At 67.2% G+C, this 24,272-nt stretch carries 24 protein-coding genes and 1 tRNA gene; 9 read left to right on the top strand and 16 right to left on the bottom strand.

Annotated features, from left to right (window positions below; genetic code table 11):
• Positions 1-73: 73 nt before the first annotated feature.
• The 6 genes from ACX9TP_RS29415 to ACX9TP_RS29390 form a co-directional block, all read right to left on the bottom strand.
• Positions 74-1,258 (bottom strand): hypothetical protein, encoded by a 1,185-nt coding sequence (locus ACX9TP_RS29415; RefSeq protein ID WP_482973952.1) that lies wholly within the window; start codon positions 1,256-1,258, stop codon positions 74-76.
• 2 nt (positions 1,259-1,260) lie between these two features.
• The gene (locus ACX9TP_RS29410) at positions 1,261-1,776 is read right to left on the bottom strand and encodes an ImmA/IrrE family metallo-endopeptidase (protein WP_482973951.1); all 516 of its coding nucleotides are present in this window, start codon (positions 1,774-1,776) and stop codon (positions 1,261-1,263) included.
• Between the two features lie 209 nt (positions 1,777-1,985).
• Positions 1,986-2,363 carry a hypothetical protein gene (locus ACX9TP_RS29405; RefSeq protein WP_482973950.1) on the bottom strand — a complete coding sequence of 126 codons (378 nt, stop codon included), beginning with the start codon at positions 2,361-2,363 and terminating at the stop codon, positions 1,986-1,988.
• Positions 2,350-2,955: an RNA polymerase sigma factor gene (locus ACX9TP_RS29400; RefSeq protein WP_482973949.1), complete on the bottom strand. Its 606-nt coding sequence runs from the start codon at positions 2,953-2,955 to the stop codon at positions 2,350-2,352. The genes ACX9TP_RS29405 and ACX9TP_RS29400 overlap by 14 nt, the downstream gene beginning before the upstream one ends.
• A 273-nt stretch (positions 2,956-3,228) precedes the next feature.
• Entirely contained in the window at positions 3,229-3,537 is a 309-nt protein-coding gene (locus tag ACX9TP_RS29395) for a hypothetical protein (protein ID WP_482973948.1), read from the bottom strand.
• A 485-nt stretch (positions 3,538-4,022) separates the two neighbouring features.
• A complete protein-coding gene (locus ACX9TP_RS29390) occupies positions 4,023-4,373 on the bottom strand; it encodes a hypothetical protein (RefSeq protein WP_482973947.1) in 351 nt (116 codons plus the stop codon).
• A gap of 47 nt (positions 4,374-4,420) precedes the next feature.
• Between ACX9TP_RS29390 and ACX9TP_RS29385 the strand changes: the two genes are divergently transcribed.
• Both ACX9TP_RS29385 and ACX9TP_RS29380 read left to right on the top strand, forming a co-directional pair.
• Complete coding sequence (locus ACX9TP_RS29385; RefSeq protein WP_482973946.1) at positions 4,421-4,774, top strand: VOC family protein; 354 nt, start codon at positions 4,421-4,423, stop codon at positions 4,772-4,774.
• A 68-nt stretch (positions 4,775-4,842) separates the two neighbouring features.
• Complete coding sequence (locus ACX9TP_RS29380; protein WP_482973945.1) at positions 4,843-5,256, top strand: MAPEG family protein; 414 nt, start codon at positions 4,843-4,845, stop codon at positions 5,254-5,256.
• A 70-nt stretch (positions 5,257-5,326) separates the two neighbouring features.
• Here ACX9TP_RS29380 and ACX9TP_RS29375 read toward each other — a convergent pair whose 3' ends face one another.
• The 4 genes from ACX9TP_RS29375 to ACX9TP_RS29360 form a co-directional block, all read right to left on the bottom strand.
• Positions 5,327-5,947, bottom strand: coding sequence for an imm11 family protein (locus ACX9TP_RS29375; protein ID WP_482973944.1), 621 nt, complete (start codon positions 5,945-5,947; stop codon positions 5,327-5,329).
• A 15-nt stretch (positions 5,948-5,962) separates the two neighbouring features.
• The gene (locus ACX9TP_RS29370) at positions 5,963-7,339 is read right to left on the bottom strand and encodes an AHH domain-containing protein (RefSeq protein WP_482973943.1); all 1,377 of its coding nucleotides are present in this window, start codon (positions 7,337-7,339) and stop codon (positions 5,963-5,965) included.
• 202 nt (positions 7,340-7,541) lie between these two features.
• The gene (locus tag ACX9TP_RS29365) at positions 7,542-7,949 is read right to left on the bottom strand and encodes a hypothetical protein (protein ID WP_482973942.1); all 408 of its coding nucleotides are present in this window, start codon (positions 7,947-7,949) and stop codon (positions 7,542-7,544) included.
• A 225-nt stretch (positions 7,950-8,174) separates the two neighbouring features.
• Positions 8,175-8,561 carry a hypothetical protein gene (locus ACX9TP_RS29360; protein WP_482973941.1) on the bottom strand — a complete coding sequence of 129 codons (387 nt, stop codon included), beginning with the start codon at positions 8,559-8,561 and terminating at the stop codon, positions 8,175-8,177.
• Between the two features lie 431 nt (positions 8,562-8,992).
• On the opposite strand from ACX9TP_RS29360, the gene ACX9TP_RS29355 reads away from it, so the two are divergent.
• From ACX9TP_RS29355 to ACX9TP_RS29345, 3 genes are all read left to right on the top strand, one after another.
• Entirely contained in the window at positions 8,993-12,883 is a 3,891-nt protein-coding gene (locus tag ACX9TP_RS29355; protein ID WP_482973940.1) for a CHAT domain-containing protein, read from the top strand.
• Positions 12,880-13,632: a hypothetical protein gene (locus tag ACX9TP_RS29350; protein WP_482973939.1), complete on the top strand. Its 753-nt coding sequence runs from the start codon at positions 12,880-12,882 to the stop codon at positions 13,630-13,632. The genes ACX9TP_RS29355 and ACX9TP_RS29350 overlap by 4 nt, the downstream gene beginning before the upstream one ends.
• 162 nt (positions 13,633-13,794) lie before the next feature.
• Positions 13,795-14,076: a hypothetical protein gene (locus tag ACX9TP_RS29345; protein ID WP_482973938.1), complete on the top strand. Its 282-nt coding sequence runs from the start codon at positions 13,795-13,797 to the stop codon at positions 14,074-14,076.
• A 249-nt stretch (positions 14,077-14,325) separates the two neighbouring features.
• Here ACX9TP_RS29345 and ACX9TP_RS29340 read toward each other — a convergent pair.
• Positions 14,326-14,424: transfer RNA gene (locus ACX9TP_RS29340), tRNA-Sec, on the bottom strand.
• A 50-nt stretch (positions 14,425-14,474) separates the two neighbouring features.
• Positions 14,475-15,113: a TetR/AcrR family transcriptional regulator gene (locus ACX9TP_RS29335; protein WP_482973937.1), complete on the bottom strand. Its 639-nt coding sequence runs from the start codon at positions 15,111-15,113 to the stop codon at positions 14,475-14,477.
• Between the two features lie 106 nt (positions 15,114-15,219).
• Between ACX9TP_RS29335 and ACX9TP_RS29330 the strand changes: the two genes are divergently transcribed.
• The gene (locus ACX9TP_RS29330; RefSeq protein ID WP_482973936.1) at positions 15,220-16,212 is read left to right on the top strand and encodes an NAD-dependent epimerase/dehydratase family protein; all 993 of its coding nucleotides are present in this window, start codon (positions 15,220-15,222) and stop codon (positions 16,210-16,212) included.
• On the opposite strand, the gene ACX9TP_RS29325 is transcribed toward ACX9TP_RS29330, so the two are convergent.
• Positions 16,166-17,239, bottom strand: a complete 1,074-nt coding sequence (locus tag ACX9TP_RS29325) for a metallopeptidase family protein (RefSeq protein WP_482973935.1) — start codon at positions 17,237-17,239, stop codon at positions 16,166-16,168. The genes ACX9TP_RS29330 and ACX9TP_RS29325 overlap by 47 nt on opposite strands.
• 91 nt (positions 17,240-17,330) lie before the next feature.
• On the opposite strand from ACX9TP_RS29325, the gene ACX9TP_RS29320 reads away from it, so the two are divergent.
• Together ACX9TP_RS29320 and groL are read left to right on the top strand one after the other, a co-directional pair.
• Positions 17,331-17,687, top strand: a complete 357-nt coding sequence (locus ACX9TP_RS29320) for a response regulator (protein ID WP_164000776.1) — start codon at positions 17,331-17,333, stop codon at positions 17,685-17,687.
• A gap of 180 nt (positions 17,688-17,867) precedes the next feature.
• Positions 17,868-19,514, top strand: a complete 1,647-nt coding sequence (gene groL / locus ACX9TP_RS29315; RefSeq protein ID WP_482973934.1) for a chaperonin GroEL — start codon at positions 17,868-17,870, stop codon at positions 19,512-19,514.
• Positions 19,515-19,662: 148 nt separating this feature from the next.
• On the opposite strand, the gene sinM is transcribed toward groL, so the two are convergent.
• Both sinM and sinK read right to left on the bottom strand, forming a co-directional pair.
• A complete protein-coding gene (gene sinM / locus ACX9TP_RS29310; protein ID WP_482973933.1) occupies positions 19,663-20,862 on the bottom strand; it encodes a signal integration modulator SinM in 1,200 nt (399 codons plus the stop codon).
• Positions 20,859-22,376: a hybrid histidine protein kinase/response regulator SinK gene (sinK, locus tag ACX9TP_RS29305; protein ID WP_482973932.1), complete on the bottom strand. Its 1,518-nt coding sequence runs from the start codon at positions 22,374-22,376 to the stop codon at positions 20,859-20,861. The genes sinM and sinK overlap by 4 nt, the downstream gene beginning before the upstream one ends.
• A gap of 123 nt (positions 22,377-22,499) precedes the next feature.
• On the opposite strand from sinK, the gene ACX9TP_RS29300 reads away from it, so the two are divergent.
• A complete protein-coding gene (locus tag ACX9TP_RS29300) occupies positions 22,500-22,895 on the top strand; it encodes a demethoxyubiquinone hydroxylase family protein (RefSeq protein ID WP_482973931.1) in 396 nt (131 codons plus the stop codon).
• Here ACX9TP_RS29300 and ACX9TP_RS29295 read toward each other — a convergent pair whose 3' ends face one another.
• Positions 22,896-24,266 carry a GGDEF domain-containing response regulator gene (locus tag ACX9TP_RS29295; protein WP_482973930.1) on the bottom strand — a complete coding sequence of 457 codons (1,371 nt, stop codon included), beginning with the start codon at positions 24,264-24,266 and terminating at the stop codon, positions 22,896-22,898. It lies immediately after the preceding gene.
• Positions 24,267-24,272: the final 6 nt, after the last annotated feature.

Raw genomic sequence — 24,272 nt, 5'->3', positions numbered from 1 at the left:
GCTGCCGTTCAACCCCTCCGTCCCTGGCGGCCTCGGTCCCTTGCCATCATCGACCATCGTGCACCTCCCCCGGTTAGCGGCGCAGCCCGCGCTCGCTGAAGTACTGGAAGTTCGCGCCCGCGTGGGCGTAGGCGTCCTGGACGAGGCCCTGGAAGCCGTCCTCGCCAAAGGCGGCGCGGCAGGACATCTCCGCGACGTCGAGGAGCATGGGGAAGCCCCGCTCCTGCCGCAGCACGCTGTCGGCCATGGCCACCCGGACCGCCTCGTGGACGAGCTCCCGGTGCGCATAGAACATGCGGGGAGGGGAGTGGTCCGACACGCGGAACAGCCCCTTCACCACGGAGGGGCAGGACTGCCTCACGAAGTGCCGCGCCAGGCTCTTGCTCCTGTCTCCGTACTGCCAGCCGTCGACGAGGCTCTTCCCATCGTTCTCCAGCGTCTCCAGCAGGACGAACTCGCCCGGGTCGAGCGCGAAGCCCATGGTGAGGAAGCCCCGGTCCTGGAGCGTGTTGGAGACGAAGACGAACTTCTTGTGCTCGTGGATGAGCCGCTCGAGCAGGCGAAGTGACTTCTGCAGGAGGCTCATGTAGCCGGAGCCGGTGAGCAGCTCGTGGGCGCAGGGGTTGTTCAGTCCGATGCGCCACTCGGCCGAGGACTTGTCCAGCAGCGCGGCCCGCTCCGCGTAGGCGCGGATGCCGCGGCGGGCCAGCCGGGACTGCGCGTCATGCCGGTCCCTGAAGCGGTTCTGCCGCATGGCGATGTAGTCCATCGCCTCCTGCAGGCCATCCCCGCTTCGCTGGGCCACCTCCTTGCGGTAGAGGCGCTGCGAGAAGGCGCCGGACGTGCCGCCATAGCCGACGATGGCCACCCCAATCTGGGAGATGCCGATGGGGATGCTGTCGTGAGACACGGACGAGCTGGCCACGGCGTCGACGCGGCCCTGGAAGAGCAACCGCTCGTGCATGAGGCTCAGCTCCTCGGGCGTGACATGGTAGACGCCGGCCTCGGGGAAGGTGTTGCTGCGCCCGGGGAGCCGCGGAAACAGCTCGGTGCGGACGAGGCCTCGCAGCCGGTCCTCCTTCGTCACCGCGTTGGCAATCTCCCGGCGGAAGCGCGCCATCACCTGGTCCAGGTCGAGCCCCGTGGACCACTGGTTGAGGTCGAGCGTGACGGCCAGCTGCTCGCCGAAGGCCGCTTCGAACTCCTCGTCTCCGAACAGCTCCTCTTCGACTTCTTCTGGCGGAACCCCTCCCGACATGGTCACCCTCCGTCCAAGCCAAAGAAGCTCTGGCTGGAGAAACGAGGCTTGCGCAGGCGGCGGCGCAGCGTGGAGACATAGGCCCTGGCCACCCGGGTGGGCAGGCCGAAGCGGAAACGCACGCGCTCGACGGCCTCCGTCTCGGAGGCGTCGGCCAGCAGGGGGCGAACCAGCGCCGCCGGAGCCAGCACCTCCAGCGCGAGCTGGTCCGCGCGCCGCTCCGCCGCGGCCACCTCTGCATTGGGGTAGCAGCCGGATTCGCCGCGGCGGATGAGGTTCGGGCGTGACGTCAGGGGCATCCGCTCGAACAGGGCCGTCAGCTCTTCCTCGGGCGTCGGCTCCCGCTCGCCGTCGAAGACCTCGAGGATGGCTTCGCCAAACACCTTCACGGCCCGCTGGAGCGGCATCAGGTGGTCGAGCACGAAGTGCGACGCTTCATGGGCCAGGGTGAAGCGCTGCTCGGCCTCGTCGTCCTGGCTGTTGAAGAAGAGCACGCCATCGCCCGCGTGCCACACCATGCAGCCATGCACTTCATCGGGGAGGTCCTCCGGACGGTGAGGCCAATCCCGCTGTCGCAGCCACTGACTCATGCTGTCGGGATTCGGTTGCGGCATCGGCACCACGGTGATGGGGAACCGCAATTGGATTTCCAGGGCCAGTCTCCTGGGGGACCTGGGTGGGGTCCCCGTGCCGAACACCGCCACGGCTCTTTCCAGCCAGCGTGCCGTCATGAGCCCGTCTCTTCGTCCTTGGCGCGGTCCCTCGCCGCCACCTGGATCACGGGCCGTGTGTCCTCCGGCACATCGGGTATCCGGTGGACCGGGGAATCCATCACCTGGACCCGCCGAAGCACCTGGACCAGGGGCAGCATCTCCACCTGGAAGCGCGTGGCGATGGCGGTTGCATGCTCCTCGAAGTGCGGGTCCTCGGGACGGCGGCACAATGACATCCAGTGGAGCGTGTCCTGTGTGCAGCCCAGCTCCGCCGCGAGCGCCTCCTCGGAGCGGCTTTCGAGCTGGCGGTATCGCTCGAAGACGTGTCCCATCATTCCGGGCTCGGACTGACTCCGCCGGGCCGCCCGTGCCAGCCATTCAGGAGTCGTCATCGGTCCACTCCTTGCCGAGTCGCGCCAGGGTTTTCAGGAGGCGGTCCCGGTGCTTCTTCACCGCGTCCTGGCGCTCCGCCTCCATCATCGGGGGCAGCCCCATGGCCTCGCTCGCGACACGGGTGGACCCCTCTCCCTCGAGGTAGAGCCCGAGCAGGGCCTGGTCCCTCACCGGGAGCGGGTTCTTTTCGAGTCGCTCCATGATCTCGCGAGCCTCCGCGGATGTCTCCATGACCTCTTTCGGAGACCTCGCCCCGACTTCGACAGCGACCCCGAATTTCTGCTCCCGTCGCTCCCGGGCCTCGCGGGAGCGGCGATGGTCCGTCAGCTTCTTCCTGGCGGCCTCGGTGAGGTAGCTGCGCAGGCGCCCCTTGCTGGGAATGAACCGCTTCGGGTCCTGCACATACTTGAGGATGACGTCGATGACGGCGTCGTAGGCCTCGTCACGCTCGAGCCCCGTCATCCTGTTGCCCCCCAACATCGAGAAGATGGGGTCCACGAAGGCTCTGGCGACCTCCTCGGAGGCGAGCCTGTCACCGTTCAAGAGGCGCTCGTGCAGCGCCTCTTCCTCCGACTGTGATGGAAAGTTCATCCCCTCACCTCGTCGGGACTCTCCGGCTCGCATCGGATTGGTTTCATGTCACCTGCTCCTTCGCTACCAACCCACGGAGTTCGACGCAGGGCCCCGCTCATGATCATGCAAGAGGTTGATCTTGGTAGTCCAGCCTGTCCCTACCTCTAGAGGGGTATGTCAATTCAGCCTCACTCCGGGTCGGAGGAGATCCCCTCTGTCTGGAATGGCCGGCTGGCTCACCTCCCGGGAGGCTCAACTCCTGTCGACAAGGGCACAGTGTTGCCAGCGGTGTCAGGAGTCTTCCTCGTCTCGAGCGCCGTCCCTGGCGGCCATCCGCACGCCACGGTTTCCCGTGAAATCACGCTGTGCCGACAACGAGTCCAGGACCTCCACGCGCCGAAGCATCTGCACGAGGACCCCGAGCTCTACCGAGAAACGCTCGGCAATGGCGGAGGCCTGCTCCGCGAAGGCGGCTTCCTCCGGGCGGAGGCACAACGACAGCCATTGGAGCGCTTCCAGGGTGCAGCCGAGCGCATCGGCAAGTGCCTCTTCGGAGCACCCCTCGAGCTGGCGGTAACGCGCGATGACATGCCCCATCATCCGGGGCTCTCCACGGCTGTGTCGCACCGCTCTTCCGAGCCAGACGGGAGTCGACATCGGAATCCTCCTTTGTGCGCATTTTCATGGATTGCCCATGGCCTCTTTCGGAGACGTCGGGCGGACTTCGACAGACGCTCCGCTTCCCCTTCAGCGAGAACCCGCGCCCCCCCGGCGACGTGAGGACGCCCGGGGGGTAGGGGGAGACCTACCTCCCGAGAGGTAGAGACAGCCCGGCACTCGGGGACCATCCTCGCGTTCGAACAGTTGCACCGGATGCGAAGGACGCGCCGCGCGGTTCATCGCCCCGGTCCAGCTCGAGGGAGGGCGCCGTCACGGGCCCGAGCCCCTGGGTGGCGAAGCGCCGGTACAGACGAGGGGTGCAACTGCTGGGCGCCGCGAGCGGGTCTGGAACTTCGAAGGGGCCAGACCCGCTCGTGGCCGCTCGGGTGGGAGGGGGGAGCGGGCGAAAGCCTTCGCGGACCCCGTCAGCCCTTGAAGACCACCTTCATCCCGCTCAGGAGCAATAGGAACACCGTCACTCCCAGCAGCCCGAGCAGGCCGAAGAAGAGCGAGGCGAGTGCCCATACGACGGCGGGTCCGAGGTCCAGCACTCCCTGCCTGCGCGCCTTGACGATGTAGATGAGGCCCCGAAAGCCCGCGACCATCTGGAGGGTCGCGATGAATGCGAGGGGAGGGAAGGTCCCTGCATCGCCAAGGTCGGCGGCCACGGCAATGAAGACCCACACCCAGCCGAGCACGAACATGCCCATGGCGACACCGCCAGAGACCAGGGCCTTGCGCACGAGTGAGTCCGAGTTGGTGGCGAGAGCAGTCATGATTCCCGATGATAACGCGGCAGGTGTGGCCCTATGTTCATGGCGCCATGACCCTCACCGCGCTCAAGCCATTCATCCCTTCCGGAAAGGACTTCGCCGCGGCCCGGAGCTTCTTCCTGGAGCTGGGCTTCACGGTGAACTGGGAGGGGCAGGGGCTCGCGGAGCTCCAGCTCGGTGCGGTGGTCTTCCTCCTCCAGGACTTCCACAACCCGGTCGTGCAGGAGAACCTGATGATGTTCGTCCGGGTGGATGACCTGGATGCGTGGTGGAAGCACCTCCAGGAGTGCGGCGTGCTGGAGCGCTACCCGGGCGTCCGCGCCAGGGCGCCGACCGTGTATCCGTGGGGCCTGCGCGAGGTGCACCTGATCGACCCGGCCGGGGTGTGCTGGCACTTCGCCTAGAAAACCGTGGGCCGCCCACCTCCAGGCGGATACGGTCCCCGGACTCTCGCTGCTGGAGGCACACCCCCTTGACCAACACCTTGCTCGGGACGACGTTGCTCGCGGTCCCCGTGACGGCGCTCTACGGTGCGCTCAGCGCGTTCCTCACGGTGGCGCTGTCCGTCAACGTCAGCCGCGTGCGCGGCAAGCACAACGTGTGGCGCGGTGATGGAGGACACGCCGACCTGATTGCAGCCATCCGCGCCCATGGAAACAACGTGGAGAACGTTCCCCTGGCGCTCATCCTGCTGCTCGCAGCCGAGCTGTGCGGCGGGAACTCGGTGGCGCTCCACGTGTTCGGAGGCGCGCTGCTCGTGGCCCGGCTGGCGCACGCATTCGGGCTCATCAAGACAAGCCGCGTCCAGGTCGTGGGCGCGCTTTCGACCATGGCTGTGCTGCTGGGGCTCTCCGGGTACCTGCTCTGGCTGCGTCCCTGGGGCTGAGCACCGGCCGCAGGGAAGGGGGCGGTAGGGCACGGAAATAGGACTCACCAGGGACGCCTCTCCGCGCTCCTCACCGGCTGGATACAACAGGGGGCGGGGGGGCATTGGATGTACTGGGGCCGGTCACGTCCGTGAACTTCACGCCGGTGATGCCCGCGCGCTCCAGTGCCTCCTTGATCTCCTCGGACACAATCAAGGCCACGGTCCAGCCCCAGGTGCGGAACACCTTGGCGCCTTCCCCTTTCGCCGGGTCGATGCGCATCCCGGACACCGAGGAGTACGTGCCCACCTTCTCGGGCATCCCGTCCTCCGGGGTCCAGTAACGCACCTCCTCGCACGCAGCATCGTCGATGCACTTCACCAGCCGGGTGGCGTTGAGGATGAAGTGCTGAGCGGGCTGGGAGTCGATCTCCACCGGGATGAGCTGCACGTCGTCGGGCGCCACCTCGGTGAAGAGGGAGGCCACCCGGGCGTGGGCGACGGGGATGCTGAATGCCGCGTGGGAATAGTCGAGCGGCTTGCCGGAGATCTTGATGGGGATCTTAATGCGCTCGTTCGACTGAGCCCGTTGCCCGATCCTGAACTGCCACGGGTCATCGAGCTTCCGGCCCTCATGATCAAGAGGATGCCCCAACTCCCACCGGCCGGAGAGGTACACATCATCGGTCAACTTGAAGAACCGCTTCGGCATGAGGTCATTCTTCCGTCATTCGGTTCGGGTCACCAGCCGATTGAGCCTAGTCCCCTGTTTCGAGATCTCGCGCGCCAACACACCGAGGATCTTCGTCAGCGCCTCCCGGCAACGCTCGATGCTCTTGCAGCTTGACGTTGCTTCGTCCAGCCGCTCGTAGACCTCCTCATGGTACTCCCTCGGGTGTGGCCCCTTGTGGCCCGGGACGCGGACCTGGTTCGCCGCATCGTCGAGCGACATGCCCGCCCGGTCGAAGATCTCCTGGTACCTTGGCGTCCAGGGCCCTCCGTTGTTGGTGGACGTGCTGAACTTGTCGGAGGCGATGTGGTGCCAGGGGCCTTCCACGCCCACTGGTGCCGTGCTGCCGGCACTCGTCCCGCGTGCCGCCATGGCCAGCGCACCAGGAGCGAGTGTGATGGTGACAGCCCCCTCGGCGGGGACAGCCACCGAGCTCACTTCCGCGATCGCCGTGAATCGGAACCCGCCCTGGACCTCGGCCAGCCGCACCGCCTGTGCTGAGCCCGGAAGCCCTGGTGCTTTGACCGCCAGCCCTGCGGTGCTCCCAATGGCGGCGGTCGCGAGCATGACAAAGACACGCGCCGCGTTCTCGCCCATGACCTTTCCGTACTTTTCGCCAGCCGTGCGTACCTCATCGAAGGTCGTGGCGACCGCTACCTTCTCGGCAAGCTGTTGCCACCCTGCGATCAGGTTCCAAACGGTGTCCACCCCCAAGTAGGCGATGAGGCACACCGTCAGGGTGGCGGCCACGCCCTTACTCACAGGCTCGGGCAGCAACCATAGGCCGAGGTACACGGCCATGGCCGTGATGATGGTGTTCCGCACTGCCGCCGGATCCATCATTTTTCCCAGCGCATCCAGGGTCTCGTCCATGACCGAGCCCATGGCAAACTGGAGGGCAAGGGTGCGCTTGGCTTCGTCGCCAATAGTGGGGCCGTCTTCCAGCAGATGCAGGCAGTCTCGGGTGCGCTGAGTTTGCTCGCACCAACGGCCGTAGGCGCGCGTGAGTTCTGAATCCGCCTCCGGCCTCCATGCCTCACTCGGTGGGAGGTGATCGCTGTACGAGTCCTGTCCCGAGCCAACAGACACGAGACCGATGCGCCCTCGTGCGCCTGCGTACGCATCATTCGCAGGGAACCAGAACAGCCGCCGAGCGTCCGATCGAGGCTGCGCGGACCCTGGCACGTCCCGGCCCAACTTCGCCACGGCCTCCTCGAAGTCGTCTTCGTCCAGGTCCACCGGTCTCGCGTCACCGGAGCGTGGGGTGAAGGTGAGGGGCTTGCCCCGACCCGTGTCCAGACGCACCGCTCTTGTCGCGCTACCGCACCCGGCCAGCATCACGAGCAGTAGGGGAATCGACCATCGTGGCAGCATGCGGAGCCCTCCTGTCGCGGGCCCCCTTTCGCCGGGAGTCCATCGTCGACACGAGGTCGTGTAATACCAGGTAAAGCTGACAGGTGCTCCGGGCTGAATCGGCGCTGAGTCGAGTGCGTGGGCTGGCGGCGTGCCTACGGGAACTGCACGCCCCGTTCGGATCTCAGCTCGCGGGCGGCTGACGCCTCAAGCAGCTTACCGGTCACTCCTGTTTGAACCGGCATTTGAAGCACCACGCTTGAGGCTCGATCTCGGAGTCTTCTGGCCGCATTCTGCGCCATCCGAAGAGGGTGTCGATGTCCCCAACCTTGTTGCAGTGGGGGCACTTCGTAGTTGGGCCATGGCGCGCGCGAGCGCGGCGCAGCTCGTCTTCGGTGAACGTTCCTTCGTGGGTCTTGGGCTTCTGAGCTGGCTTCGAGAGCGAGATCCCGCGCCACGTATCCGTGGCGAGCCTAGTTACCTCTCCCTGTTCAGCAAGATCACGCAGCGCAACTCGAAAGTCCTTCACCGATCGGTTCGACCCAACGCGCGCGCGGATCTGGTCTGTGGTCAACGCCTCGTCTGTGGTGCTCAGGATCTGGAGAATCACATCAGTCGCGCCGTCTTCCATGCGCAGCTCCGCACTTCCTACAGCTTAGAACGGCCTACAGCCTAGATCGGCCTTGCGGCGGTTGCCAAAGGGGCCGGACGGCCGAAAATACCGTGTCTCCAAGGACGCCTCCGGAACTCCGAGAAGAGCTGGTTCTTGAGGGGATGACACCGCCGCCCAGGCTGTGGATCCTGGCTACCGCGGAGCCTCATGCAGGGCGTACCCGAACAGCCGGTGGGCGGGCGTCTACTTGGTGGGCTCCTCGAACCGAACGGGAGCCACAATCCCCGGCCAAGTGAGGACCAGTCGCGCTGCCCAACGACCGTCCACATGCTCCACGAAGTTCTGATCGTCCGTCATTTGCCGACGCAGGTATGGACCAAGATCCTTGCTGCGCGTTTTCGCCCCCTTCGCACGGATGCGTCGCTCAAGCTCGTGCAGGTCCAGGGGTTCCTGAGCCTTCATCAGGACGCGGTACGCGTGCTGCTTGATCGTCAACCGGTGCGGGTTGGATTTTAGGTCACGCGCGATCAGCAACTCGGCATCTCCTCTCTCCTTCTTCTTGCTCTCCAGCTCCGAGAAGAACTCGGAGATATGTGGCAGCACCTGATCTGCCCCCGTTCTTCGGGCCACGAGTTACGAGAGTCCTGCTGGCTTAAGGTGAAGACGCGCCTGCTGGCTATCGGCGCACGAACCCACGCTCCCCTCATCTAGGCCATGCGCGAGGCGCTCTAGACCGTGCGGCCGCAAGATGCATACGCCTGGTTCGCCTACTCCGGCTACCCGCCGCAACCGCCGTGATCACCGTGGTACGCTGGCCGCGCGGCATTCTTCCCTTCACCTCTGCCTTGTAACGCCGGGACGGCCCGTGCCTGCGTGCCCCGTGTCGCCACCGCACTCAAGAATGGAGACGCCGGATCATCCATGTGACATCCGGCTACTGCTGGCTGCCTGCGAAGCAATGAACGGCTGTTGCGCACTCCCGAGGGGGCGCTATTGCGAAGCGTCCGTGCGTCGATATCCGTACCAGAGGAAGGTGATTCTGAACCTCCATCAGGTGCGGCATGCGCTACCAGATTCCACATGTGGATGAATTCTTGGGAAGCTCTACGATCTACGAAGAGTGCAAGGGGGACTTCAAGGCGGCTGCACGACGCCTCGAAGGAGCGCTGAAACAACAAGAGAAGGATGACTCGCCTCAGGTGCTGGCCGGCCTGCTGCTGTCGCAGGGGCTGGTCCTTCTTCTCCAAGGGCAATGCCACCGGGCCATCAGCACTCTTGATTCAGCAGCGAAGCTTGCGCAGGGCTCCTTGGCTCAGGGGTTCTTGGCCAGCACCTATCTGAACGCCGCGAGGGAGCGCCAGTTCCATCTGCTCCCGGATGGCAGATTCCCAAGGAGCTGGGAAGTGGAGGCCCGTTGGGATGCTCCCGCCGGACGCGAAGAGTCGAGGCACTTCACCAACCTCTACTTGCTTGACCCCGCGTTGCAACGGCACGCGCGCCAGATCGACTTGATGGTGTCGCTTCCCTCCACCCGTGCGCACGTGTCCTCGGCGCCTTTTCAGGAGGCCGCTGTACGTAGCCGTCTGCTGCAAGCGGAGACCTCGGAGCTATGCAGCTTCATTGCTGACGCGTCGATGAACGAGGCACTGGGGGAGAGGCCTGCTTATGAGCTACTGGACCTGGCGGATCATCAGCAGCGGGCAGGGAATGAGGCCCAGGCACGCAAGACCTGGCAGGACGCCTGCTCTGCCTATGAGGCCATGGACGACGCCGCGGGTCGAGGTCTCTGCCATCTGACCCGCGGAGACTGGGGGGCAGCGCGCTGCAGCACGCCTGCTGTTTGGAACTACGTCATCAAGGAATCCCTGCTGGGAGTGGAGCCTACCGAGGTCCCCCTTGAGCTGGAGTTCGATCAACACCCTGTGGGCCCCGATGTCCAGCAAGACTACGGCCGGGCCGAGGAGTTGTTCTCGCATGCCGGTGCCAGGCGAGGACTGGCTGCGGTCTCGCTTCGCAGAGGATACCTAGCGGCACGCGAGGCTCGTTATGAAGACGCTTTGAAGCACGCCTCCGACGCGCTGGCGCTCTATGACGAATCCGGGGATGTCTTGGGCTCCTGGCTGGCCCAGACCCATTGTCTCTTGAGCCGCGTGGGCCTGGGGCTCGAACTCGAGCCGGGTGACAAGCTGAAGGCCCGGCAGATCGGTCTCTGGGGGCGGGATGAGGGGAGCTTCAGCTTTGCGCTGGGGCTAGGATTTCTCCTGAGCCGCGCGGGCAAGGGCTGGCTCATGAGGAAAGGCGACGTGGAGCGCTCCTTGCGCTGCCACTGCTTGGCCGAGACCCTCTTCATCAATCTGGGAGCAAACCTCTGCGCTGCCCAGAGCATCGAGGAACAGGCGTCCGGTTGCCGCACCGTGGGCGATCAACTGGCTCGCCGCGAGCACCTGCAGCGGGCGTTGGAGTTGATACGGCAACCCGCGGAGCCGCAGGTCGGCCGTTCTGCTCCGCAGGCCATGACCACGTTCAAAGCATCTTCCATCTGTGAGGAACTGTTCCTCCTCTGCGCGGAACAACTGGATCCCGATGGCATGGAGCGAGCCCTGGAGGCCTCCCAAGAGGATCTTCCCGCTGAGCCAGAGAATTTCCTGTTGGCGGCCCTGATGCGCTCGCAGGAACCCTCGGAGCAGGAGGACACGGGGCTGGGACGTGACCAGTTCTTGAATTCGACACTGCTGGGGACGCAGCAGATGCGACTCCAGGAACTGCGAGACGAGGCACCAGTCCGGATCCCCCTCGTCCGTGCCCAACAACAGCGGGAGGCCGGGAATGAGCAGGAGGCCCGCTCCTTGCTCGAAGAGGCGTACCGGTCCGCACTACTCCTGCCGCCCGGCAAGTCCGCGTTGTTTCAAAGCGTGGCGTTGCAGCGTCTTGGCCGCTTCGATGAGGCTGCAGACAAGGTACGGCAATACTTCGACCAGGAAGCAGTTCGCCGGGAGCATTTCAACCGGAGGGGTGAAATCCTGCGCCAACACTTCGAATGGGAATCGCGCATGACGGGCATCCCTGGCGGAGGGCAGTCCTTCGACAGGCTTCTCGACATGCAGGCCAGAATGCGCAGACCGGCCGAACTCAGAGAAGCCCTCATCATGTGGACCAACAGCAAGGCCTACCGTGAGGCGAGTGAAATCCTGGTGGAACTGGAGCGCGAGGCGGGGCCTGATTGGTGGCGCGGCCACGGTGAGCCCTGGGACTGGCTCCGGTGCCGTGGCGAGATCCAGGAGGCGCTCGCCGGTCCCGAGCAGGCGCTTTCCACATATGACCAAGCCCTTCAGGAAATGGAGGGATACCGTGGGCAGCTCAGCCGCGAGGAACTGAAGACGTCTCTGGCCTCGATGCGGGGAGCTCAGCGCATCTCCTTCCAGTCGGCCCAGACCGCGGTACGTGCGCTCCGAGAGCGGCTCGCCGGGGTCGACGCCCAGCTGCTTGCCGCGAGAGCCTTCCATTTCGCGGAACGTGGAAGGGCCCGAGCCCTCCTCGACCTCATGGCCGGAACCATCGCGCTTGGCCAAGCCCCCCACATGACGGATCCAGCCCGGGAATGGTACCGGCGGAGCACCCAGGTGCGGGCGCTCCGCGTGCTGAGGGAGCGGACGACCCGCGTTCTCGACGACAGCTCGGATGCCAGGCCCGACGTGTTCCAGGCGCTCCAGGAGCAGCTCACCGCCGCCCAGGAGGCGCTCAACGTAGCGGAAGAGCGGCTGCGGAGGGAGGACCCTCGCTTCCACCGCACGCTCAACCCTCAGGCCCAACTGCTCGCGCTGGAGGATGTCCAATCCGCGCTGCCCGAAGGCACAGCCTTGCTCCAGTACACCTCGTTCAACGATGAGCTGGTGGCCTGGGCCATCACTCGTCATGGCATGGAGCAGACCCACTTGGTTTCGTCCGGTGGAACGCGGCTGGGCGGGATGGTGCGGGAGTACGTCGGTACGTGCGCCTCGCCCAGGTCGGAGGATGTCTTTCTGGGGCGCCGGTTGAGCCGTCTGCTCCTGGAGCCGTTCGCCAGAACCCTGAAGGATTGCGACCAACTGGTGGTGGTCCCCCCGGGCGATGCCTATTCACTGCCTTTCCATGCCCTTCCCTGGCAAGGCGCGCCTCTCATCGCCTCGCACAGCGTCTCCTATCTGCCCAGCGCCAGTGCCCTCCAGTTCCTCAGGGTTTCCCTGGAGCCGAACCAGGGAAGGCTCCTATCGGTCGGCGTACCCCAGGGGGTGATGTACCAGCCACCCATTGGAGGCGCCCGGAGTTATGGCGCACTGGAATTCGCTGCGGCCGAAGCTCGCCATGTGGCCGGACTGTTTCCCAACGGCGAGTCGCTCGTCCAGGAAGCGGCCACTGTCGCGAACGTGCGAGCGCATCTACAGCGAGGGCCTTCCATGCTTCACTTCGCTACCCACGGAGACCTTCTACAGGAGTCGCCGCTCTTGTCCGCGCTCCTGATGGCGGATGGTGAGCCGCTGACGGTGGCCGATCTTCTGGGCCTCTCGATTCCGGCGGAGTTGGTCACACTCAGTGGCTGCGACACCGGCCGTGGCGAGGCAACCCGTGGGAACGAGTTCCTGGGGCTCAGTTGGGGGCTGCTGGGGGCTGGAGCCAGCGCCGCCGTGGTCAGCCTGTGGGCTGTCACCGATGCGAGCACCTGCCTGCTGATGAGCGAGTTCTATCGCCACCTGCGGAAGGAGCGTGCTCCGGCCCGGGCACTGCAAGCAGCGCAGAACGAGTTGCGGACCCTTACGGCCGGGCAGGTGCGTGAGCGCTTCGAGGTCATAGCCGAGCTGCCTCCGGAGATGCGGCCCCAAGGCATGACCTTCCAGTACCCCTTCTACTGGGCTCCCTTCATCCTGGTGGGAGGATTCAAGTCACAGGGAACAGTCGACGCGGGAGAGACATCATGAGCCAGAGCTTCGCTGGGCAGTACCTGTCCAGCCTCCGGAAGGAATACAAGCTTTTCGCCACCTGGCTGCCTGGCGACAGCTTGTCTCCGGGAGACATTGGGGTGCTGGAGAAGAACATCTTCCGTCAGCAGAGCACCCTGCGGGCCCAGGGCATTTCGTTCGACGTGCAAGTGGAACCGGATGGCGATGACATGGACTTCTCGTCAGGGGACGATGTGAGGTTCATCCCAGAGCTAGGAGGCCAGACGCCGTCAGGAGGGTTGCCCGGCCGGGCACAGGCCCGCCTTCGATTGGAGCTGGGGAGCCAGGGCGCATTCCTCATCGAGGCCAGGGATTGCCGCGGCTGGTTCATCAAGGATCTCACCCGGCTGGAATCACAGCTCCTTACCGCGGTGGACCAGGGCAAGTGGCAGATGGACTGGGTCGTGGTCAGCAGGGTGTACCGTGCCGCGCGCGGCACGGTGCTCATCAGCAATTCGAGGCAGGCAGAGGTCGAGTTCCTGCTTGAAGGCACGGTGACCGACTGGCATCAGGAGCTGGCCGGCGTCCGGGCGGGGTTGCAGGTCGTCAGCCAGCGCGGCGACATCCTCCGGATCATCGCCAAGGATGGACTGACTCCCTTGTTCGAGCTGTACCGGCTGAAGCGGCGCTGGCTGGACAACGACACTCGGTTCCGCCGGGTTCGCGGGCCGGACTTACCGGCTGAGACCGCGCTGGAGCTTGCAAGAGTAGAGCCTGATGAAGAGTAGATGGAGGTGCATGTTCTTGCCTTCATGTCACATCTGCGAGAGTGGCTCTCCAACTTGCTGAGGGGACCTGAACGAATGGTCCCGAAGTCCTTGCACGCGATGCCGGAAGCAGGCCGGCGCGTTGAAGATGTGCAACGGACTCTTTCAGCCAGGAGGTACATCATGTCACTGATAGGAAGCGGATTCATTGGGACTGGAGAGGCGGAGTACTTCGACGTCATGCTCCAGAGCGGAATTCCAGTGGGCATCTACGTCGAGCCGACCAATCCGCGGGCCGACTTCGACCTCTACGTCTACGACGAGAACGGCAATCTGGTGGAGAAGGACAATTCGACGACGAGCAATGCGCTCTGCACGGTGACGCCGCGCTGGACCGGACCGTTCAGGATCAAGGTCACTTCACACCAGGGCCTGAGTTCATACCGGATTGTCGTGACGAGCTGAGACGTCCTGCATCACCACTGTGAAACAGGGTGATGCTGCGCTCCAAGGGCACCAGCCCATAATGGCTTGCGGCTGGACGGCGAGGGCTGTGCGCGCATCCTCTCGACGTCCTCCCTCCAGCCAAAGGCTCCGTGCGGTATAGAAAACACAGCATGCACGCAGAGACAGCTCTCGGCCGGTGCTTATATTTGAGGTTGAAGCGGCGACACAGGACAGCGATCAACTCTCCCCGCTGTGCGCTGTATAGAATGGCGGTAGGGCACGGGAATCGAACTCGCCAGGGACGCCTCTCAGCGCCCCTCACCGGTTTTGAAGACCGGGCCGGCCACCAGGTCCGGAGGCCCTACCACCGTCGATTACTGCCGCACGCCCCGGGCTCCGTCAACCAACGCCGCCGCTCACCGCGTCTTCTTCGCGGCCTTCCCCGGCTTCAGCCCCGGCAACCCATGCACCAGGGTGCCCACCAGCAGCTGCGCCAGCTCACCCGCCGGTGAGCCCTTGAACCCCGTGCACGTGAGCCGCAGGCTCACAATCCCGTGGAGCCCGCCCCACAGCACCTCGGCCAGCTTCGAGGGCTCCGCTTCCTCCGCAATCCGTCCCGCGGCCTTCAGGTCCTCGAACACGCGGACCAGCACCGCGAAGGACTTCGGCCCCGCGCCATCCGCGTCGCTGAACAGCTCCGTCGAAAGCTTCGGGTCCTCCATGAAGATGAGTCGATAGCTCTCCGGCTGCTCCAGGCCGAACTTCACGTACGCGTCGGCCATCTTCGCCAGTCGCTCCAGCGGCTCTTCCACCTTTGACGGCGGCTCCAGCGCGGCCAGCAGGTCCTGGAAGCCCCGGACACACAGCTCGCGCGCAATCGCGTCCCGGTTCTCGAAGTGCAGGTACAGCGTCGCCGGGGCGTACTCCACCGCGTCCGCCAGCTTGCGCATCGAGAGGGCCGCGAAGCCCTCGCGCATCACCATGTCCCGCGCCACCCGGACGATCTGCTCGCGCAGCTCCGCCTTCTGCCGCTCCTTCCGCTCAGCAATCCCCATGTTCGCAAGGGTAGGTCTTGACGACCCGAACGGCCAGCAGTAAATGAACACCGTTCACAGAACGGTGTTCATGAATCAACCGCCGTTCGGAGCAGGGGAGCAAGTCATGGACAAGGTGGCGTTGTTCGGCGCCTCAGGCGTCGTCGGGCAGAGCGTGGCGCAGTCCCTCAAGGCGCAGGGGCGGGCCTACCGGGTGGTGGGGCGCTCGAAGGCCGGGCTCGAGCGCGAGTTCGGCGCGGACCCGCTGGCGGAGGTCGCCACCTGGAATCCCGAGGACATGGACTCCATCCGGGCCGCGGCCCGGGGCATCCACACGCTCATCTACATGGTGGGGGTGAACTACTGGCAGTTCCACCTCCACCCGCAGCTCATGCGCCGCACGCTCGACGCCGCCATCGCCGAGGGCGTACAGCAGGTGCTCCTCATTGGCACCGTGTACCCGTACGGACGCCCCCGCACCACGCCCGTCACCGAGGACCACCCCCGCGAGCCGCACACCTTCAAGGGCCGCATGCGCAAGGAGCAGGAGGACCTCCTCCTCGCCGAGCACGCCGCCGGCCGCATCCGCGGCACCATCCTCCGCCTCCCCGACTTCTACGGCCCAGGCGTGGACAAGAGCTTCCTCCACCGTGCCTTCCTCGCCGCGACGCAGGGCACCCGCGCCCAGCTCATCGGCCCCATCGACGCCCCGCACGAGTTCGTCTACGTGCCCGACGTGGGCCCCGTCGTCACCGCGCTCATGGACGAGCCCCGCGCGTACGGCCGCTGGTGGAACCTCGCGGGCGCGGGCGTCACCACCCAGCGCGAGCTCGTGAACGACATCTTCGCCCAGGCCGGCCGGCCGCCGAAGCTCATGGCGTCAGGGAAGGGGATGCTCCGGCTGATGGGCCTCTTCAGCCCGTTCATGAAGGAGATGGTGGAGATGCACTACCTGCTCACCGAGCCCGTCCTCATGGACGACTCGGCGCTGCGGGGGCTTTTGGGCACCGTGCACAAGACGCCCTACAGCGAGGGCATCCGCCAGACGCTCGCGGCCACTCGCGCCGCGTCCGTCAGTCCAGCCCCCGCTGCCACAGGTCGTCCTCATCCAGTCCCATGAGGTGACCGACCTCGTGCATCACCGTGATTCCAATCTGCTCGATGAGCTCCTCGCGCGTCCTCGCGAAGCGCTCCAGGTTCTTCTGGTACAGCACGATGGACGCGGGGAAGTGGTCGTACGCGTTCGTCACGCTGCGCTCGCCCACCGGCGTGCCCCGGAACACCCCGAGGATGCTCGGGGATAGCGGCGGGTCCTGACCCAGCAGGTCCTCGTCCGAGGGCAGGTCCTCCACGGCAATCGTCACGTTGTCCAGGTACTGCTTCGCGTGGTGGGGCAGGGCCTTCACCGCGTCCTCCACCGCGCGGTCGAACTCCTCCTCCGCCAGCTGCACGGGGGGAGGGAACTCCTCGGGCACCAGCGCCTCCGCCTTCCCGAAGCGCTTCTTCGCCTCCTTCTCGTCCCCGCGCCGCTCCGCCATCAGCCCCAGGTAGTGGTGCGCCCACGCCTCGTCCGGCATGTCCTTCAGCACCTTCTCGAAGGCGGCCCGGGCCTCCTCGAAGCGGCACAGCTCGAACAGGGCGATGCCCCGCTCCAGCTGCGCGTCCACCGAGCGCGGCAGGTGCCGCAGCGCCTCGTCCAGGCTCGCCAGCGCCGTGGCGCACTCGCCCATCTGGTTCAGGCCCATGCCCTCCAGGAGGAGGAATTCGTAGAGCATCTCCACGTCATCGGCCTTCTGGGCCAGGCGCCGGCCTCGCGCACACAGGGCGAGGCCCTCCGCCACCGCCTCCCGGTCCTCCCCGGTGCGGCACACCAGGCAGTCCGCGGCGCCCAGGAGCACCTCCAGGTCCTCCGGCGCCAGCTTCAGGGCCTGTCCGTAGGCACGGCCGGCCTCCTCCAGCCGGCCCAGCTCCACCAGGGCCGCCGCCCGGAAGTGCAGGGCCTCGGGGAGCTCGGGGGCATCCGCCAGCAGCCCCTCCGCTCCGGCCAGGGCCGCCTCGAAGTCGCCCGCCTCGAAGGCGTCCGCCACCGCGTCCAGCCGAGCCTCCATCCCCGCCACCCCCTCTCGCTTCGCGGTCCGCTTCCCCATGGGCCGGCACATATGAAGGCACAGCAAGCGTTGTCAACGACGGCCACGGCTGTTAGCTTCCGCCCCCCGTCCACGAGCGACGGAACGTCCCGTGAACATCCTTGTCGTCGACGACGATCTCGAGCTGTGCACCATGCTCTCTCGCTTCCTGGAGATGCATGGGTACACCGTGTACTCGGCGGCGGATGCCTTGCAGGCGCTCGACATCCTGGAGCGCAACCAGGTGGGCATGGTCATCACCGACTACCTCATGCCCCACCTGGACGGCATCCACTTCACGGAAATGCTCAAGGCGGACCCCCGCTTCCAGGCCGTGCCCGTCCTCCTGATGACGGGCAGCACGGAGGAGGGCATCACCGACCGCGGCCTGCGCAAGGGCGTCGCGCTGACGCTCCGCAAGCCCCTGGACATGGGGCAGCTGCTCACCCTCGTGCGCTTCGCCGAGTAGCCCGGCGGAGAGCCCCGCGCCAGCCTGCCCCGGGGGCCTCTGGCCGCGTCCGCTCGCCCACAGGCCCGCCCTTCCTGGTTGACATCGTTGGGCTGGCCCTTATGTTGGCGCTCGCCAGGGCCGAGTGCTAACGGCCTGTGTTGAATCAACAAAATCCCCCAGTAAATTCAGGAGGTTGCGATGGCAGCGAAGGAGATTTTCTTCCACCAGTCCGCGCGTGAGGCCATCCTGCGCGGTGTCCGGATTCTGTCGGACGCTGTCGCGGTGACCCTCGGCCCCAAGGGCCGCAATGTCGTCATCGAGAAGAGCTTCGGCTCGCCCACCATCACCAAGGACGGCGTCACCGTCGCCAAGGAGATCGACCTCGACAACAAGTTCGAGAACATGGGCGCGCAGATGGTGAAGGAGGTCGCGTCCAAGACCTCCGACAAGGCCGGCGACGGCACCACCACCGCGACGGTGCTGGCGCGCGCCATCTACGAGGAGGGCCTCAAGCTGGTGGCCGCCGGCCACAACCCCATGGACCTCAAGCGCGGCATCGACAAGGCCGTCGAAGTCGTCGTGGCGGAGCTGAAGAAGCTGTCCAAGCCCACCGCCGACAAGAAGGCCATCACCCAGGTGGGGACCATCTCCGCCAACGGCGATGAGACCATCGGCGCCATCATCGCGGACGCGATGGAGAAGGTGGGCAAGGAGGGCGTCATCACCGTCGAGGAGGCCAAGGGCCTGGAGACCAACCTCGACGTGGTGGAGGGCATGCAGTTCGACCGCGGGTACGTCTCTCCGTACTTCGTGACGAACCGCGAGCGCATGGAGGTCGTCGTCGACGACCCCTACATCCTCATCAGCGAGAAGAAGATCTCCTCGATGCAGGACATGATTCCCATCCTCGAGCAGGTGGCCCGCTCCGGCAAGCCGCTGCTCATCATCGCCGACGACATCGAGGGCGAGGCGCTGGCCACCCTGGTGGTGAACAAGATCCGCGGCGTGCTGAACGTGGCCGCGGTGAAGGCCCCGGGCTTCGGTGACCGCCGCAAGGAGATGCTGAAGGACATCGCCACCCTGACGGGCGGCATGGTCGTCAGCGAGGAGCTCGGCCACAAGTACGAGAACCTCACGCTCAACGACCTGGGCCGCGCCAAGCGCATCACGGTGGACAAGGACAACACCACCATCGTCGACGGCGCCGGTGCCAAGGCGGAGATCGAGGGCCGCATCAAGCTCATCCGCTCGCAGATCGACACCGTCACCAGCGACTACGACCGCGAGAAGCTCCAGGAGCGGCTGGCCAAGCTGGTGGGCGGCGTGGCCGTCATCAACGTGGGCGCCGCGACCGAGACGGAGATGAAGGAGAAGAAGGCCCGCGTGGAGGACGCGCTGCACGCGACTCGCGCGGCCGTCGAGGAGGGCATCGTCCCTGGCGGCGGCGTGGCCTACCTGCGCACGCTGCCCGCGCTGGAGAAGCTGAAGCTGGGCGGTGAGCAGGACTTCGGCGTGGACATCATCCGCCGCGCGCTCCAGGAGCCGCTGCGCAAGATTGCTTCCAACGCCGGCGTCGAGGGCGCGGTGGTCATCAACAAGGTCCGCGAGGGCCAGGGCGCGTTCGGCTACAACGCCCGCACCGAGGTGTACGAGGACCTGGAGAAGGCCGGCGTCATCGACCCGACGAAGGTCGAGCGCACCGCGCTGCAGAACGCCGCGTCCGTGGCCTCGCTGCTGCTGACCACCGAGGCGATGATTGCCGACCGCCCCGCGAAGAAGAAGGGCAAGAACGGCGGCGGCGGCGGCGGGATGCCGGACTACGGCGGCGACGACATGGAGTACTGAGCCGCCTCCAGCGGCCCGGGGCCAGGCGCCTCGGGTCCGCCGGGTCGGTGACGGATTCTTGATGGGAAGACGCGGCCCCGGATGCCTCCTCGCGAGGCGCCGGGGCCGTGGCTTTTTTCCGGGGCAGGGGAGGGGGTTGCGTCGTGCTTCAGGGCACCCGGCCCACCGCGCCCCCGGTGCCGCTCTCCTGCGAGGTGTAGAGGAGCGTCTCGCCGTCCACCAGCAGGCCGCCCGGGCCCGTGCCCACGGGGCCCACCGGGTCCGACGTGCCGGGCGCGCAGGGGCGCACGCGGCGCAGGAAGTCCGCGCTGCCGGCGCGGGACTCCTTGAAGTAGACGGTTCCGTCCAGCTCCACCGGGAACATGGGGCCCTGGAGCCCTCCGGCGAGGACCTCGGCCGTGCCTCCGCCGCGTGGCAGCTTGAGGACGCGGCCGGTGCCGCCGCTCCCTTCGGTGATGAGGAAGTGCGTGGGTGTCACTTCCAGGGAGCTGCCCTGCGTCGCCGTCGCATCCCGGCGTTCCGCGGGGGCGCTGCCGTCCAGCGGGACGCGGTAGAGGCCGGGCGCGGCGCCTCCGGTGACGAGGAACCACACGTCCGTGCCGACCACCCGCGCGCCTCGCACCTGGGCCGCTCCCGGGCCGGCGTACAGCTCCTGGCGATTGCTCCCATCCGTGTCCAGGCGGACCAGCCACCGCCTGCCGGTGGCAACCACCAGCACGTCGCGGCCGGAGAGGGTGGCGCGCAGCACGTCGGTGCCTCCGCTGGTGACGTTGCGGTCGGTCGCGTCGATGGGCAGGTCGCCCCGCTTCCCCGTCGCCTTGTCCACGCGCCAGAGCCCGTCCAGGTCGAGCACGTAGACGCTCGTCGCATCCACTGCGATGGCATTGGGTGCGCGGAAGCCCGTGGCAAACGGCGTGGCCGCGCCTCCCGCGCGGGAGCGCTTGAGCACCTGGCCCGCCCCCGGCGGCTTCTGCTCGGTGCTCAGCGAGTGCGACTCGGAGATGTAGAGGTCCGTCTCATCCATCGCGAGCCGGCGGGGCGTGTTCAACCCCGTGGCCAGCTCCGTTCCGGGTTGCGCGGTGGGCGCCTCGCAGGCGCCACCGTCGGCCGTGCCCGCATCCGTGAGTCCACCGTCCACGCCGGTGCCCGCGTCGGAAGGCTCCGTGCCTCCGTCGGGGCCGGTGCCTCCGTCCGGCTCCGTGCCTCCGTCCGCCGTGACGCCCGCGTCGTCGTCGCCGCCCGTCCCGGAGTCCACCGTCCCGCCCGCGTCCGGCCGTCCCGGCTGCGGTGACGACCCCGAGGAGCAGGCCACCGCTAGCATCAGGACGGACAGGAGCGCGCGTTTCATGGGACTTCTCTCTTGAAGGCACGGCTCAGCTCGCGGCTGAGGGCCGTGATGTCGGACAGCAGCTTGGGCAGACACGCGGCGGCACCGGCGCGCAGCGACTCCAGCGCCGTTTCCATCGTGAGGTGCTCGGCCAGCACGACGAAGGGCGCGCCCTGCGCCAGCGCCTTGCCCAGCTCCAGCGCCTTGCGCCCGTACGCCGGCGCGAAGTCCCAGCTCACCACCACGCCCGCCGGCTTCTCCATCGCCATCAGCTCGGCCGAGGGAAGGATGCGCGCCTCCAGCCCCACCAGCGCCAGCGCCTCGGTGATGAGCCGCGCCGTCGTCGGGTTGTCCTCCAGCACGTCCACCCGTCGCACCTCGGACGCGGTCCTCGACGCGAGCGGGGTCGACTGCGCCGACAGCGCAGTGCGCAGGAGCGTGCGCACCTCCCGGATGTCGTCGAAGGGCTTGAGCATGTAGTCCACCACGCCCAGCTCCAACGCCTGCTGCGTCGTCACCAGCGACGGGTAGCCCGTCATCAGGATGACGCGCGAGTTGGAGTAGAGCCGCCGCGCCTGCTGCGCCAGCTCCAGCCCGGACAGCCCCGGCAGGTTCTTGTCCGTGACGATGAGGTCCACCGGCGCCTGGCGCAGCAGGTCCAGCGCCTCCTCGCCACTGGCCGCCTCGATGACCTCGCACTCCTTGCCCATCAGGTCGCGGAAGACCATGCGGATGATGGTCTCGTCGTCCACCACCAGCAGCCGCTGGCGCCGCACGGCCGGCGCGTCCGACGCCGGGAAGAGCACCCGGAACACGGTGGCCGGCGGCGGCACGTCGCGGATGACGCCCGGGGCCGCCAGTCCCACCTGCGCGCGGTGCTCCTGGGCGATGCGCCGGCACACCGCCAGCCCCAGCCCCGTGCCCCGCTTGTTGGCGGTGACGTAGGGCTCGAAGATGCGCTCGCGCAATTCCTCGGGGATGCCCGGGCCCCAGTCCGCCACGTACAGCACCGGCGACGAGCCCTCGCGTGCCAGCACCACCTTCACGCGGCCTCGCCCGGCCATGGCGTCGCGCGCGTTGTTCAGGAGGTTGAGCGTCAGCTGCTCGATGAGCCGCGCGTTGCCCTGGATGGTGATGTCCTCGGGCGCCTCCACCTCCAGGGAGATGCGCGCGGAGTCCGGGTTGATGCTGAAGAGCTTCGCCGCCGCCCAGATGGGGGCGGCCAGGGACAGGCTCTGCTGGGGCGCGGGTCGCTCGCTGGCCAGGCGGATGTAGTCGGAGACGATCTGCTCCATCCGCTCCACCTGCGCCAGCAGGAGCCGCAGCGGGCCGGAGGGGCCGCCGTCCTCGGCCAGCAGCTGTGCGTAGGCCTTCACGCCCAGCAGCGGCTGGCGCAGCTCGTGGAGCACCTCCGCGGCGAGCTGGGTCGATTGGGCGCCCGCACGTTGCAGCGCCGCCGCCGCCGCGCGCGCGGCTGGCAGGTCCCCCGCCTCCAGGGCCTGGAGCAGTTGGGAGAGCGGCGCGGGTGTTTCCATTCCCTGAGCATGGCGGACGTAGCGGCTTCTACGCAACGCGGCCGGAGGGATTCCGTTGACCGGGGCCCCGGGGGGCGCGGATGCTCGCCCGCGTTTCTCGCGCCCGGCCTCGGGAGGGCCTCCATGCCGCAGACCAACCCGTTCCACTCGCTCGTGCCCCGCAAGATGACGGACACCGAGCTGGCTCGCTCCATCCGGTTGAACATCGAGGCGGAGCTGGACGCCATCAACCTCTACGCGGCGCACATCGACGCCACCGACAACGAGGACGCCAAGGCCATCCTCCGCCACGTCATGGACGAGGAGCGCGAGCACGCCGCCCTCTTCTGGCAGCTCATCGCCCGGTTGGATCCTGAGCAGGCCCAGCACGATCGCGAGGCGAACGAGAAGTACCGGCTCATCACCTCGGGCGCGTCGCACGAGGCGGTGGAGTCTGTGGGCAAGGAGGGCGGGGACGCGCGCTCCGTCGAGGAGCCCAGCCTCGTGAAGCAGCTCACCGTGGGCAGCCTGCGCCGCTAGCTACGCACCGGTGCCGCCCTGCCGGCGCTCCGCTGGTGGGGCCTCCAGGTCCATGGCCGCCATGTAGACGACGTTCCGGGTGCCGCGCTTGCCCCGGTACATGGCCCGGTCGGACAAGTCCAGCAGCGTGGCCTTGTCCCGGGCGTGCTCGGGGAAGCTGGCCACGCCGATGCAGGTGGTGATGCCCAGCGACAGCCCCTCGCGCGAGAGGAAGCGGTGCGTCTCCATGGTGCGGCGGATGCGCTCCGCCACCTTGAGGGCCCCGCCCGAGTCGGTGTTGCGCAGCAGCACCACATACTCGTCGCCGCCGTAGCGGGCCACCACGTCCGGGTCTCTCACGCAGCCCTTCACCACGCGCGCCGTCTCCACCAGCAGCTTGGAGCCCACCAGGTGGCCGTGCGTGTCGTTGATGGACTTGAAGTGGTCCAGGTCCAGGAAGAGCAGGCTGAAGGGGCGCTGCGTCTGGAGCGAGTCCTGGACCTCGCGGTCCAGCACCATGTGCAGGTAGCGCGTGTTGAACAGGCGGGTGAGGTCGTCGACGTACGCCAGGTCCTCCACCGCCGCGAAGCGCCCGAGGTTGCGCAGCGCCAGCGCCCAGTTGCGCACCAGGTAGCCGGCCGTCTCGCCCGTCCACTCTGCGCCGGTGCCGCTGAAGAAGAGCACCGCGTGCCCCAGCACCGCCTCGCCCTCCACGGCGGGGATGGAGAGGGCTCGCGGGAAGGACGCGTCCAGCCCCTCGAGCTCGCGAGGGGCTCGCGCGTCCGCCAGGCGGGAGATGAGCGTGGCGACCAGGGACTGCTCCACCTCGGAGGGCAGCCCGCGCGTGCCCTGGAGCCGCAGCCCGGAGGCATCCCGCTCCAGCAGCACCACGGCGGTGGCGGCGGCCATGCCCTGCAGCGCGCTCGCGGTGGCGGTGGCCAGTTTCTCCCGGTCCAGCGTGGTGGCGATGCGCTGCCCGGCCTCCAGCATGGCGACGTGCCGGCGCAGGGACGCGTTCTCCTGCATCAAGTCCCGGGTGGTGAGGGCGCGGCGGACGGCGTGCTGGAGGGCCTCCGGGGCCACGGGCTTGACGAGGTACTCGGCCGCGCCGCTCTTGATGGCGCGCACGGCGGGGTCCACCTTCTCCAGGCCGGTGATGACCACCACCTCCACGCCGGGGTGGCGCTCGCGCACATAGCGCAGCACCTCCATGCCGTCGCCGCCGGGGAGGATGAGGTCCGTCACCACCGCATCGAAGCGGTCCGCCGCGAGGACCTCCCGGGCGTCCTGCAGCGAGCCCACCGCCGTGACGGCGTGCCCCACGGCCGTGAGGTAGTCGCCGTAGAGGGTGCGGGCGATCTTTTCGTCGTCGACGAGGAGAATTCGCGCCATCTGAGA

This window comes from Pyxidicoccus sp. M15 (assembly GCF_056858435.1).
The sequence above is the reverse complement of the archived record's forward strand: the minus strand, read 5'-3'. Positions and strand labels throughout refer to the sequence as shown.